The organism is Ruegeria sp. AG6, assembly GCF_056541565.1.
In genome coordinates this window covers 13,727-26,015 of record NZ_JBQFYQ010000011.1, presented here as the reverse complement: position 1 = coordinate 26,015, position 12,289 = coordinate 13,727, and the positions used below count along the sequence as shown (strand labels likewise).

Below are 12,289 nucleotides of genomic sequence, written 5' to 3'. Positions count from 1 at the left end.
CCAAAACTCATGAGTGATTTTCCGACAAAAGCACGCGTGGTCATTATCGGTGGCGGTGTGGTGGGGGCTTCCTCGCTGTATCATCTGGCCAAGAAAGGCTGGACCGACTGCGTTCTGCTGGAAAAGAACGAACTGACCGCAGGCTCGACCTGGCACGCGGCCGGTAACGTTCCGACCTTCTCGACCTCGTGGGCGATCATGAACATGCAGCGCTATTCGACCGAACTGTATTCGCGTCTGGGCGAAGAGGTCGACTATCCGATGAACTACCATGTTTCGGGGTCGATCCGTCTGGCGCACAGCAAGGAACGGATGCAGGAGTTCCAGCGGGCCATGTCGATGGGCCGCTATCAGGGAATTCCGATGGAGATGTGGACGCCGGAGCAGGCCAAGGAACGCTACCCTTTCCTGGAAACTCATGATCTTGAGGGTGTTCTGTATGACCCGACCGACGGTGACATCGACCCGGCACAACTGACGCAGGCGCTGGCCAAGGGCGCGCGTGACATGGGCCAGAAGATCATCCGCTTCTGTCCGGCAACTGGCGTCACCCAGCATGGCGACGGCACCTGGACCGTTCATACCGAAAAGGGCGATATAGGCTGCGACTATGTCGTCAACGCCGCGGGCTACTATGCCCAGCGTGTGGGTGAATGGTTCAAGCCCTATGGCGGTCGCACCGTACCCGCGATGGTCATGAGCCACCAGTACCTGCTGACCGAGGAAATCCCCGAAATCGAGGCCTGGTCGAAGGAAAGCGGCGGCAAGCTGCCGCTGCTGCGCGACGTGGATATCTCCTACTACCTGCGGCAGGAGAAGAACGGCTTCAACCTCGGCCCCTACGAGCCCAACTGCAAGGGGCACTGGATGACCGAGGACGACCAGATGCCCGAAGATTTCTCGTTCCAGCTGTGGAACGACGATCTGGACCGGATCGAGGACATTGTCGCCGATGCGATGGAGCGGGTGCCGCTGATGGCGACCTCGGGCGTGGGGCGCGTGATCAACGGGCCGATCCCATATGCGCCCGATGGCCTGCCGCTGATCGGCCCGATGCCCGGCGTCAAGAACGCGTTTGAGGCGCATACCTTCACCTTCGGCATCGCCCAGGGCGGCGGCGCGGGCAAGGTACTGGCCGAATGGATCGTGGATGGCGCCACCGAATGGGATATGTGGGCCGTCGATCCGCGCCGCTATACCGACTACACCGATCAGGACTACTGCAACCAAAAGGGTATGGAGGTCTATGGCAACGAATACGCCATGCACTTCCCCTATCACGAATGGCCCGCCGCACGCGACAAGAAGCTGTCGCCGGTACATGCCAAGGTCAAGGAACTGGGTGGCGTTATGGGGGCCTATAATGGCTGGGAGCGCGCCGACTGGTTTGCGCAGCCGGGGGACGATACCTCCGAGGAAAGCACCCACACCTGGGGCCGCTCGGGCCCGTGGGAGCAACGGATCAAGGAAGAATGCGAAGCTGTGCGCGACCATTGCGGCGTGCTCGACCTGCCGGGTTTCTCGCGCTTCGTCGTCAAAGGCGAAGGCGCGGGCGAGGCGCTGCGCGGGCTGGTCACCGGCGGCCTGCCCAAGGTGGGGCGGATCAACCTGGTCTACATCGCCGACGATCGCGGCCGCATCCTGACCGAGATGTCCTGCATGCGCCTGGGCGAGGATGAGTTCGTGATGATCACCGCCGCCACCGCGCAATGGCACGACCGCGACATCCTGATGAACGCGATGCCTGCGGGCGTCACGGTCGAGGACGTGACCACCACCCGCGACACCCTGATCGTGACCGGACCGAAATCGCGCGAGATCCTGTCGGGTCTGACCGATGCCGACCTTTCGTTGGGCTGGCTGACCCATCAGGCCGCCACCGTGGCCGGGCAACCCGCCCACCTGATCCGCGTGTCCTTTGCTGGCGAACTGGGCTGGGAGGTGCACGCGCTGAACGAGCACATGCCCGCGATCTATGACGCGTTCCTTGCTGCCGGGGCCAAGCCGTTCGGCATGTATGCACTGAACAGCCTGCGCATCGAAAAGGGCTATCGCGCATGGAAGGGTGATCTGAGCACCGACTACTCGCTGCTGGAAGCGGGTTTGGAGCGGTTTGTCAAACTGGACAAGCCACAGGACTTCCCCGGAAAGGCTGCAATCCTGAACGAAAAGCAGCAGGGTGTGAAAAAGTCGTTCGTCACCCTGACTGTCGACGCAGGTGATTGCGATGCGCCTTACATGTCGTGCATCTGGCAGGGCGATCAGATCGTGGGCGAGACCACTTCCGGCGCATGGGGTTACCGCGTCGGCAAATCCATCGCGCTGGGCATGATCAAGTCAGAACTTGCAAACCCCGGTACCGAGCTCGAGGTTGAAATCTACGGCCAGAAGTGCCGCGCCGTGGTACAGGAGGATCAGCCGCTGTGGGATCCCGCAAACGAGCGGCTGCGCGCCTGACAAACAGGAGGCCCCCATGCGCCCGCGATATTCCAAGATGGGACCTGGTGAAGGTCCCAACTATGACTGGGAAAACGACCATACCTTCGTGAAAGTTTCCGGTCAGGACACGGGCGGAGCCTACACACTGATGGAAGACAACGTGAAGGCCAGCTTCGCACTTGGCCTTCATCGCCACGACAGCCATGCCGGGACATTCTGTTGTCCGGAAGGCGGGGTTGGTTTCCTTGTTGATGTGGATCGCGTTGATGTGGGCTGAGGATCACGAGCCACAGTCCGAAACATTCGGATGATGAGGTCTGAGATGACGATTCCCAATACCATGTCGGGCGTTTACCTGACCGATCACGGTGGACCCGAGGTTCTGGAATGGCGTGATGATATTCCGGCTCCTGAACCCGGGGCAGGGCAAGTTCTTGTTCGGGTCGCTGCCGCAGGTGTGAACAACACGGATATCAACACACGGGTCGGTTGGTATTCCTCGGGCGTCACCGGTGCGACGGATGCCGTTGATCAGAAGGTCGAAGCGGGCGGTTGGGGCGGTGCATTGCACTTTCCCCGCATTCAGGGCGGAGATCTTTGTGGCATCGTGGAACAGGTTGGGCCGGGTGTTGCCTTCAAACCCGGGCAGCGCGTGACCTGTCCGATAAACCTGCCGCGTCCGCGCCCGGGAAACCCGCAGGGCTTCATTGCGCTTGGATCCGAAATCGATGGGGCCTTTGCCCAGTATTGTCTGGTTGAAGCCGATGATCTCTATGACGTCAGCGCCTCGCCCCTTTCGGACGTGGAAATCGCCGCCATTCCTTGCGCCTTCGGGACGGCGGAAAACCTGCTGACCCGCGCAGGCGTGACTGCCGGGCACAATGTGCTGATCACCGGCGCCTCGGGCGGCGTCGGGCTGGCGGCGGTGCAACTGGCCGCCCTGCGCGGGGCGTCGGTTTGGGCTGTAACAGCGGGCACGAAAGCCGAGATCGTGAAATCCCAGGGGGCCGAGAATACGTTTGACCGGAACGACCCGCTGCCGCAGGATAAGTTCGATGTGGTGATCGATGTTGTGGGTGGCCCGGCCTGGCCGTCGCTGATCCTTTCCCTGAAATCCGGCGGGCACTATGCCGTTTCGGGGGCAATAGCAGGCCCGATTGTCGAAGCTGATCTGCGGGACATATATCTGCGCGACATCACCATACATGGGTGCACGCACCAGGCGCCCGAAGTCTTTGCCCGTCTTGTCGAACTGGTGAATACCGGACGGATCAAGCCACTGGTTTCCCGGACCTATCCGTTGAAGGATATTGGTATTGCACAGGCTGATTTTCAGTCAAAGACTCTTCCGGGAAAACTGGTATTGGTGCCCTGAGGAGTAATGACATGGCGGATATCACTCTTTTGGACGGCTCTATCGGGCAGGAACTGGTAAAACGCAGTGGCGACCGGGCGACACCGCTGTGGTCGACGCGCGTGATGATCGATCACCCCGATTTGGTTGCGGAAGTGCACCGCGACTATTTCAGCCGGGGTGCGACGGTCGCGACAACCAATACTTATGCCGTCCATCGCTCTCGCCTGGTGCGGGTGGGGATGGAGGATCAGATGCCCACCCTGATCGACACTGCCTTGACGCAGGCCGAACGTGCCCGCTCGGCAACCGGGGGGCGGATTGCGGGTGCACTGGGGCCATTGCTCGCTTCATATCGCCCCGACCTTAACCCGGACCCTGCGGATGCGGCTGAAAAGTTCGCTGAACTTGTGGCCATGATGGCCGCGCGGGTCGATCTGTTTTTGATCGAAACCGTGTCCTCGGTGCAAGAGGCCGAGGGCGCATTGCGTGGCACGGTCGGATGCGGAAAACCGGTTTGGCTGTCCCTGTCGGTCAATGATGACGATGGCAGCCTTCTCAGGTCCGGCGAACCGTTGGCGGACATTGCACCGTTGATGGAGGAGTTTTCGCCCGATGCCGTGTTAATCAACTGTTCGCGCCCCGAGGCGATCCCGGCGGCGCTCGAGGTTCTGTCCGGCATGAACCGGCCTTACGGGGCCTACGCCAATGGCTTCACGCATATTACGGATGATTTCCTTCAGGATGCGCCGACCGTGGATTCCCTGCAAGAACGGCATGACCTTGGCCCCAGGGCTTATGCGGATCAGGTGATGCGGTGGATCAATCAGGGGGCAACGATTGTTGGCGGGTGCTGCGAAATCGGGCCGGATCATATCGAAGAACTGGCGAACCGGTTGCGGGCCGCCGGTCATAACATCGTTTGAAAAAAATGGCGGCAAAATCTACTTCGGACGCTCCAAAGCAGGCCATCCGGCATTTCGACATCCTTGTCGCGCCGGGTTTCGTGCTGTTGGAGCTGGCGTCGTTGGTAGAGGTATTGAGGCTGGCCAACCGCGTATGCCCAAGCCCTCCGTTCTCCTTCACCTATCGCTCGCTCAAAGGTGGCCCGATTGCCAGCAGCAGTGACGCCGTGGTTCAAACAGAAGCGGTGCCGTCACAGCCAAGGGCGGATTACCTGTTCGTAATCGGCAATTCAGACCCGGACCATCCGGATTTGTCGTTGGGGCGGGTGGTGTCGGACTATACCTTCCGGGACGCCAAGGTGTTCCTGCTGGCCGAAGCCGCCAGCCGCTATATCGACGAGCAGGGAACAGCCGACTTGGCAACCCATTGGGAAAACGCATCGTTCCTGCGGGAACGCGGTGCCCGGTTCGAAGCCAAGCTGTCGATCGCAACCGAACAGGGCGCGGTTGTGACATGTGCCGGGATGGAGGCCACGACGGATATCGCCTTGGCGGTGATCGGGCGCCATATCTCGGGGCCTGCGAAGATGACCGTGGCCGACATCATGCTGCATGAGAACATCCGCGATTTCGCTTCGATGCAGCCATTTTCGGGCGCCAAGTTGACGGCGACAGGCGATTCGAAGCTGGATCAGTGCATAAAGCTCATGCAGGCCAATATCGAAGACCCCCTGCCGATCAATCAGATCGTCGAATCGCTGCACCTGTCGAACCGGTCTCTCGAGCGTAAGTTCAAAACCTTTTTTGGAACCACTCCCAACGGATTCTACCGGGAAATGCGACTGGCCAAGGCAAATAACCTGTTGCTGAACACCACGATGAGCGTGCGCGAAATTGGATTGGCCTGTGGTTTTCCGAACGGGTTTTCGTCCGTGTACAAAAGCTTCTTCGGGGTCACGCCCTTTGTCGTACGCCGGCAAAAGCGAGCCGCATCACATCGGTGAAAACTTCGGATTCTGTGACGCTTTTGATGCATTTGCCGTCGATCTTTCATGGCAATCTATGCCAAACCTGACACAGCGGAGATTTCAGGATGGTTGATCTTCCCAGCAAGGCCCGAGTGGTCATCATCGGCGGTGGCGTCATCGGATGCTCGGTTGCATATCATTTGACCAAGAAGGGCTGGACCGATGTTGTTCTGCTAGAACGCAAGCAACTGACCAGTGGCACCACCTGGCACGCGGCGGGCCTGATCGGGCAACTGCGCGCGTCTTCCAACATGACCAAACTGGCGCGTTATTCCGCAGAGCTCTATCTGGGCCTTGAGGAAGAGACCGGTGTCGCCACCGGCCTACGTCAGGTCGGGTCCGTTTCGGTCGCCCTGACCAGTGAGCGGTTGGAGGAGCTTCTCCGAAATGCGGCAATGGCCCGCGCCTTTGGCGTGCCGGTCGAAGAGCTTTCTCCGACCGAAGTCAAAGAGCGATATGAGCATATCAACCTCGACGGCGTGGCAGGTGGCGTTTGGTTGCCAACCGATGGCCAGGCAGATCCTGCTAATATTGCCTTGGCTTTGGCCAAGGGTGCGCGTCAACGCGGTGGGGTGATCAAGGAACGGGTGAAGGTGACCGGGATTTCCCGGCACGGACGGCGCGCGACCGGTGTCGACTGGGTCAGTGATGACGGGCAATCCCAAGGGCATATCGCCTGTGATATGGTTGTCAATTGCGCGGGAATGTGGGGGCGCGAGGTTGGCAAGATGGCCGGCGTGAATGTGCCGCTGCACGCCTGCGAACATTTCTACATCGTCTCTGAACCCATTGAAGGGTTGAGCCAGATGCCGGTTCTGCGGGTGCCAGATGAATGCGCCTACTACAAGGAAGATGCGGGCAAAATGATGTTGGGCGCATTCGAGCCCAATGCCAAACCCTGGGCCATGAACGGTATTCCCGACAGCTTCGAGTTCGACCAACTGCCCGAGGATTTCGACCACTTCGAACCGATCCTCGAAGCGGCGTGCAACCGGATGCCAATGCTGTCCGAGGCGGGTATTCACACCTTCTTCAACGGCCCCGAATCCTTTACTCCCGACGACGCCTATCACTTGGGTCTGGCACCCGAGATGGACAATGTCTGGGTCGCGGCCGGGTTCAACTCGATCGGTATCCAGTCCGCCGGTGGCGCGGGCATGTCGCTGGCCGAGTGGATGGATGCCGGTGAAAAACCCTTTGACCTGGGCGATGTGGATATCGGTCGGATGCAGCCGTTTCAGGGCAATAAGAAATACCTTTATGAACGTTCAAAAGAAACGTTGGGATTGCTCTACGCTGATCACTATCCCTATCGCCAGAAAGCCACGGCGCGGGGCGTGCGCCGGACGCCATTCCATCACCACCTGAATGAACACGGTGCCGTGTTCGGCGAACTGGCCGGGTGGGAGCGCGCCAACTGGTTCGCCAACGAAGGGCAGGAACGCGAATACAGCTACAGCTGGAAGCGTCAGAACTGGTTCGAGAACTCGGCCGCCGAACACCGCGCGGTGCGCGAGAACGTGGGCATGTATGACATGTCCTCCTTCGGCAAGATCCGGGTCGAGGGCCCCGATGTCGAGAAGTTCATGAACTATATCGGTGGCGGCGATTATGCGGTGCCCAATGGCAAGATCGTCTACACGCAGTTTCTGAACCGTTCCGGCGGGATCGAGGCGGATGTCACCGTGACCCGCCTTTCCGAGACCGCCTATCTGGTGGTCACCCCGGCGGCGACGCGCCTGGCGGACCAGACGTGGATGATGCGTCATTCGGGGAACTTCAACGTGGTCATCACCGATGTCACGGCGGGTGAAGGCGTTCTGGCGGTGATGGGTCCGAATACGCGGGCCCTGCTGGAAAAGGTTTCGCCCAACGATTTCTCGAACGCGGCAAACCCCTTCGGCACCGCGCAGGAGATCGAGATCGGTATGGGCCTCGCCCGCGCCCACCGCGTCACCTATGTGGGCGAGCTGGGCTGGGAGATCTACGTCTCGTCCGACATGGCGGGCCACGTCTTTGAAACGCTGCACGAGGCAGGGCAGGAGATGGGGTTGAAGCTTTGCGGCATGCACATGATGGACAGCTGCCGGATCGAAAAGGGTTTCCGCCATTTCGGCCATGACATCACCTGCGAAGATCACGTGGTGGATGCCGGGCTGGGCTTTGCCGTCAAGGTGGACAAGGGCTGCGACTTCATCGGTCGCGAGGCGGTGATCGCTCGCAAGGAAAGCGGGCCGAAATCGCGCCTGGTGCAATTCCGCCTGACCGATCCCGAGCCGCTGCTGTTCCACAATGAACCGATCATCCGCGATGGCGAGTATGTGGGCTATCTCAGCTCGGGCAACTATGGCCACACGCTGGGAGGCGCGATTGGCATGGGCTATGTGCCTTGCGAGGGGGAAAAGGCTGCCGACGTGCTGGCCTCGAGCTACGAGATCGATGTGTGTGGCGTAAAGGTCAAAGCCGAAGCGTCGCTCAAGCCGATGTATGATCCGAAATCCGAACGGGTGAAGGTGTGACCACGGGTTTTGGTGGGGGCGCTGCCCCCGCCGCCTTCGGCGACTCCCCCGGGATATTTTCGGCCAGATGAAGAGCCGGTCCCTTGTTCATCTGGCCACAAATATCCCGGAGCGCGAGGCAGAGCCTCGCATTTCAGACCTCACCTGAAAAGCGTGGTCTGACAACTCATCAAACATTGTTATGTGACACTTCACTGTTTTCAGAGTTTTCAACCCGTTCATTTCTGCCTTAAACCGAACCGGTATCAACCGGAGACCCGATGTGGCAGACACGCTTCTACCTTCACAGAACACGGACACACCAAAAGGGCTTGCGCTGGCAGTCACGGCCTATGTCCTGTGGGGGTTCTTGCCTCTGTACATGAAAGCGCTGGATCATATGGGCGCGGTCGAGGTTGTGGCGCACCGTGTTATCTGGTCAGTGCCTGTGGCCGGGTTGTTGCTGGTTGTCCTGGGCCGAACCCGGGATCTGAAGGCCGCGCTTGGCAATCCGAAGATGTTGGGTATGGCCGCTTTGACCGCTGCGCTTATTTCCGTGAACTGGGCGATTTACGTATGGGCCATTTCCACGGGCAACGCACTGGATGCGGCGTTGGGGTATTACATCAACCCCCTATTCAGTATCGCGCTGGGGGCAATCCTGTTGAGAGAACCCCTGACAAGGACACAACTGTTCGCGGTCGGATTGGCCGCGCTGGGTGTGGTGGTACTTGTGGTGGAAGCCGGTCGTTTGCCTTGGGCGGCTCTTGGGTTGATGATCAGTTGGGGATTCTACGCGTTCTTCAAGCGCTCGCTGCCGATTGGGCCGAACCAGGGTTTCCTGCTTGAGGTCCTGATCCTTTTGATCCCGGCGCTGGTCTATGTCACGTTTCTGGGTGTGCGGGGCACTGGTCATTTCGGTGTCGCGATGTCGGACACCTTGTTGTTGTCCTGTGCAGGGGTCGTGACGGCGGTGCCATTGCTGGTTTATGCAAATGGCGCCAAACTGGTGCGTCTGTCCACGATGGGCATCCTGCAATACATCGCGCCGACCATGATCTTCATTACAGCGATAACCCTGTTCGGCGAGAAGATAGACACGGGCCGGATGATCGCGTTCCCACTGATCTGGGCGGCTCTGGTCGTTTACTCGATCCCTATGATCCGGCAGGCGCGCGGTCAGGCCTGAAGCAACAGACGCGCGGCTGCATCCGCCCAGAGCGCATACGCCCGGGGACTGGGATGGTAGCCATCCGGTGCAGCCAATGCCGGGTCGTCCGGCAGGTCGAGTGGCAGATGTTGAACATGCGGAAATGCAGCCGCAACCTCTTGCAACCCCTGATCCAGGCGCGCGGCCTGGCATCCAAGCACCCAGGCCAGCGGCTGTGGTAGGGCCGGAAACCTGTTCATCTGCGGGACAGCGGTTACGACGATGCGACGAGCCCCCAGGTTTTCTGAAAGCAAGCGGATAAGGCGGGTCTGACGGCGCGCAAATTGCTGGCGTGTTACGGCACGGGTGACATCATTGACTCCGAGTGCCGTAACGACAGCATCGAACTCGCCGTCCATTTGCGACAGGCGGTCGATCGTGTCCTGGGTGGTGTGCCCGGTTGTCGCTTCCAGCCGCCATTCGACCGCATAGTGGCCGGCCAGACGGTTGACCAGATGACCGGATAACGCCTGATCTTGCGTGCCTGCGCCCACTCCGGCAGCCGAGCTGTCACCGGTGATCAAAAGCCGCAGACGTGGCCCGCGCCCTGTGCGGCCTTCGCGCGGGCCAGTCGGTTCCGGCAGCAACTGCGCGTTCCTTCGCACCGATAGCCCCTGCGTGGCAAGCACCGGAAGCAACGGAACCCGCAAAATCTGATCGGCAGCTAGGGAACGAGGCATTGTCAGCTCAGCGCGTTTTTGAATTCCAGAAAGCGAGCGTCTGTCATGACCCGCGCCATCATGGCATCGCGCAAGGCACCTACCGTTTTGTAGGGGCGCATGACGACCTCGAAAACCTGGATCAACCCGTCGTCGTTCAACGTAACAAGATCCACGCCGATACCATCCAGATCACCGACTTTGCACTGAAACTCCAATGCCCAGTCTTTCCCGTCGCCCATGACGCGCCGATAACGAAAATCTGAAAACACCTGCCCGACATGCCCCAGAACGGCAGCGACCGGAGCGCGCCCTGTCCAGGTGCTGTAGTATGTGGGCGGCAGGAACTGCACATCTTCGGCCAGGAGCTGATGGATCAAGGTCTCATCGCCCTTTGCGACAACCTCTTGCATGCGTTCAATTGTCGGGTGCATTGCATCTCCTCCGCTTTTGAAGAGAAGGTCACCGAACATCGGCGGGCATGCAAGGACGACGTTGCGGGAGGTCACGAGCTGGGATAGGCACCCTGCATGAGCGACACCTATGATCCCCCTCAAACCCCGCTGGATGTGTTGCATGAAGATGCACAGCTGATCGTGGTGAACAAACCTTCGGGCCTGCTTTCGGTTCCGGGGCGGGGCGCGCATCTTTCAGATTGTCTGTTGACCCGGGTGCAGGATGCATTTCCACAAGCACTGCTGGTGCACCGGCTGGACCGTGACACGTCCGGTGTCATGGTCTTTGCCCAAACACCGCACGCACAGCGCAACCTGAGCATGCAATTCGAGCAGCGTCAGACCCGCAAAACCTATATCGCCCGAGTCTGGGGGCAGCTGGAACCCAAGACCGGCACCGTGGACTTGCCTCTGATCGTGGACTGGCCCAACCGACCCAGACAGATGGTTTGCCACGCGACGGGCAAACCTGCCGTGACGGACTGGCGTGTCGTGAAGACCGAAGGCGATACGACGCGTGTGCGTCTGTTTCCCAAAACGGGCCGGTCTCATCAACTTCGCGTCCATATGCAGGCGCTGGGCCACTCGATCCTGGGCGATCCATTCTATGCGACGGGCGATGCGTTGGACTTCCCCAGATTGATGCTGCATTCGGAAGAACTGCGTCTGAAACACCCGGAAGGTGGGGTTTCGATGAAGTTTCGGGCCCGGCCCGAGTTCTGATCTCAGGCCGTGCTGGTCCAGAGCATCTTTAGATTTCCCAGCGAAAATCGTCTGGATCGTTTCTTTGATACGGGCTGCTTGCACTGCCGGGCCATGGCGATTTCGCGCTCGATCTCGAAGGCGCGCAGGGTATGGTCCTGAGACCATTGCCCCAGCCTGAGTGTCATCATGACATGGGTGTCGAGGTATGGCATTTTTCGTGCTCCTTCTTTCGATGCCAATTCAATCTGGCCCATCACTCCTGACACCCTCTTGTCAGTGGGGTGTGCTAGGGTGTCAGCATGGTGACAGGAGGATGCAATGCGCCGTTCGACCCGATTGTTTGAAATCATCCAGATCCTGCGGGCTGCGGGCGCTCCGGTCACGGCAGAGGCCCTGGCCGCAAGGTTGGAGGTGTCCGTGCGCACGGTTTATCGGGATATTGCCGAGTTGCAGGCGCAACGGACGCCCATCGAAGGTGAGGCCGGTATCGGGTACGTGATGCGGCGCGGCTATGATCTGCCGCCGCTCAATTTCGATGCAGAAGAAGTTGAGGCCTTGTGGGTTGGCCTGTCTCTTCTTGCGCGTACCGGCGACAGTCACCTTCAAAGGGCCGCCAGCCGGATATGTCAGAAGATCGACGCATTGCATTGCCCAGCGGATTGGTTGCAGGTTGCCCCATGGGGTGCCCCGGCGGATGATCCAAACAAGGGTTGCGTTTCGATCGCGCATTACCGCGAAGCCATCAGGGCAGAGCGGAAAATCCGTATCACCTATGAAGATAGCGAAGGCGAACGCACGGTTCGGGTCGTGCGCCCTGTGGCGCTGATCTATCACATCGAATGCACGATGTTGGCAGGCTGGTGCGAATTGCGCAACGGGTTTCGCCATTTCCGCACCGACCGTATCTGGTCCAGTGAATGCACCGAAGATAGCTTTTCAGGACAAAGCAGGTCATTGCGCGAGCTCTGGCAGGAACAGCAGAATGCAGAAACGTTCGTTGAAGCGGTTTGAATACGTGTTTGGCGGGTATTCGCCG

General features: G+C 59.8%; 12 protein-coding genes. 9 read left to right on the top strand and 3 right to left on the bottom strand.

What is annotated here, in order from left to right; genetic code table 11:
• Positions 1-9 precede the first annotated feature (9 nt).
• From ACR0I0_RS17740 to rarD, 7 genes are all read left to right on the top strand, one after another.
• Positions 10-2,457: a GcvT family protein gene (locus tag ACR0I0_RS17740; protein WP_480492411.1), complete on the top strand. Its 2,448-nt coding sequence runs from the start codon at positions 10-12 to the stop codon at positions 2,455-2,457.
• 16 nt (positions 2,458-2,473) lie between these two features.
• Complete coding sequence (locus ACR0I0_RS17735) at positions 2,474-2,716, top strand: cupin domain-containing protein (protein WP_171637719.1); 243 nt, start codon at positions 2,474-2,476, stop codon at positions 2,714-2,716.
• 45 nt (positions 2,717-2,761) lie between these two features.
• On the top strand, positions 2,762-3,814 hold the full coding sequence (locus ACR0I0_RS17730; protein ID WP_216600251.1) for an alcohol dehydrogenase family protein: 1,053 nt from the start codon (positions 2,762-2,764) through the stop codon (positions 3,812-3,814).
• A gap of 11 nt (positions 3,815-3,825) precedes the next feature.
• Complete coding sequence (locus ACR0I0_RS17725; protein ID WP_171724929.1) at positions 3,826-4,719, top strand: homocysteine S-methyltransferase family protein; 894 nt, start codon at positions 3,826-3,828, stop codon at positions 4,717-4,719.
• Between the two features lie 5 nt (positions 4,720-4,724).
• Positions 4,725-5,702: a GlxA family transcriptional regulator gene (locus ACR0I0_RS17720; protein ID WP_171724930.1), complete on the top strand. Its 978-nt coding sequence runs from the start codon at positions 4,725-4,727 to the stop codon at positions 5,700-5,702.
• 89 nt (positions 5,703-5,791) lie between these two features.
• Positions 5,792-8,245, top strand: a complete 2,454-nt coding sequence (locus ACR0I0_RS17715; RefSeq protein WP_480492408.1) for a GcvT family protein — start codon at positions 5,792-5,794, stop codon at positions 8,243-8,245.
• Between the two features lie 262 nt (positions 8,246-8,507).
• Entirely contained in the window at positions 8,508-9,413 is a 906-nt protein-coding gene (rarD, locus tag ACR0I0_RS17710; protein ID WP_171119891.1) for an EamA family transporter RarD, read from the top strand.
• Here the strand turns inward: rarD and ACR0I0_RS17705 are convergent.
• Together ACR0I0_RS17705 and ACR0I0_RS17700 are read right to left on the bottom strand one after the other, a co-directional pair.
• Positions 9,404-10,114, bottom strand: a complete 711-nt coding sequence (locus ACR0I0_RS17705) for an SGNH/GDSL hydrolase family protein (protein ID WP_480492407.1) — start codon at positions 10,112-10,114, stop codon at positions 9,404-9,406. The two genes, rarD and ACR0I0_RS17705, sit on opposite strands and share 10 nt — an antisense overlap.
• A 2-nt stretch (positions 10,115-10,116) precedes the next feature.
• On the bottom strand, positions 10,117-10,527 hold the full coding sequence (locus ACR0I0_RS17700) for a nuclear transport factor 2 family protein (RefSeq protein WP_171637706.1): 411 nt from the start codon (positions 10,525-10,527) through the stop codon (positions 10,117-10,119).
• 96 nt (positions 10,528-10,623) lie between these two features.
• Here ACR0I0_RS17700 and ACR0I0_RS17695 point away from each other — a divergent pair, with 96 nt between their 5' ends.
• Complete coding sequence (locus tag ACR0I0_RS17695; RefSeq protein ID WP_171637705.1) at positions 10,624-11,271, top strand: RluA family pseudouridine synthase; 648 nt, start codon at positions 10,624-10,626, stop codon at positions 11,269-11,271.
• A 2-nt stretch (positions 11,272-11,273) separates the two neighbouring features.
• Here the strand turns inward: ACR0I0_RS17695 and ACR0I0_RS17690 are convergent, their stop codons facing one another.
• Positions 11,274-11,465 (bottom strand): hypothetical protein, encoded by a 192-nt coding sequence (locus ACR0I0_RS17690; protein ID WP_170345624.1) that lies wholly within the window; start codon positions 11,463-11,465, stop codon positions 11,274-11,276.
• A gap of 106 nt (positions 11,466-11,571) precedes the next feature.
• Between ACR0I0_RS17690 and ACR0I0_RS17685 the strand changes: the two genes are divergently transcribed.
• Complete coding sequence (locus tag ACR0I0_RS17685; protein WP_171637703.1) at positions 11,572-12,264, top strand: helix-turn-helix transcriptional regulator; 693 nt, start codon at positions 11,572-11,574, stop codon at positions 12,262-12,264.
• Positions 12,265-12,289: the final 25 nt, after the last annotated feature.

Coding starts and splice junctions, on each gene's coding strand:
- ACR0I0_RS17740 (WP_480492411.1), top strand. CDS start 10: ATGAGTGATTTTCCGACAAAAGCACGCGTGGTCATTATCGGTGGCGGT.
- ACR0I0_RS17735 (WP_171637719.1), top strand. CDS start 2,474: ATGCGCCCGCGATATTCCAAGATGGGACCTGGTGAAGGTCCCAACTAT.
- ACR0I0_RS17730 (WP_216600251.1), top strand. CDS start 2,762: ATGACGATTCCCAATACCATGTCGGGCGTTTACCTGACCGATCACGGT.
- ACR0I0_RS17725 (WP_171724929.1), top strand. CDS start 3,826: ATGGCGGATATCACTCTTTTGGACGGCTCTATCGGGCAGGAACTGGTA.
- ACR0I0_RS17720 (WP_171724930.1), top strand. CDS start 4,725: ATGGCGGCAAAATCTACTTCGGACGCTCCAAAGCAGGCCATCCGGCAT.
- ACR0I0_RS17715 (WP_480492408.1), top strand. CDS start 5,792: ATGGTTGATCTTCCCAGCAAGGCCCGAGTGGTCATCATCGGCGGTGGC.
- ACR0I0_RS17705 (WP_480492407.1), bottom strand. CDS start 10,114: ATGCCTCGTTCCCTAGCTGCCGATCAGATTTTGCGGGTTCCGTTGCTT.
- ACR0I0_RS17700 (WP_171637706.1), bottom strand. CDS start 10,527: ATGCACCCGACAATTGAACGCATGCAAGAGGTTGTCGCAAAGGGCGAT.
- ACR0I0_RS17695 (WP_171637705.1), top strand. CDS start 10,624: ATGAGCGACACCTATGATCCCCCTCAAACCCCGCTGGATGTGTTGCAT.
- ACR0I0_RS17690 (WP_170345624.1), bottom strand. CDS start 11,465: ATGCCATACCTCGACACCCATGTCATGATGACACTCAGGCTGGGGCAA.
- ACR0I0_RS17685 (WP_171637703.1), top strand. CDS start 11,572: ATGCGCCGTTCGACCCGATTGTTTGAAATCATCCAGATCCTGCGGGCT.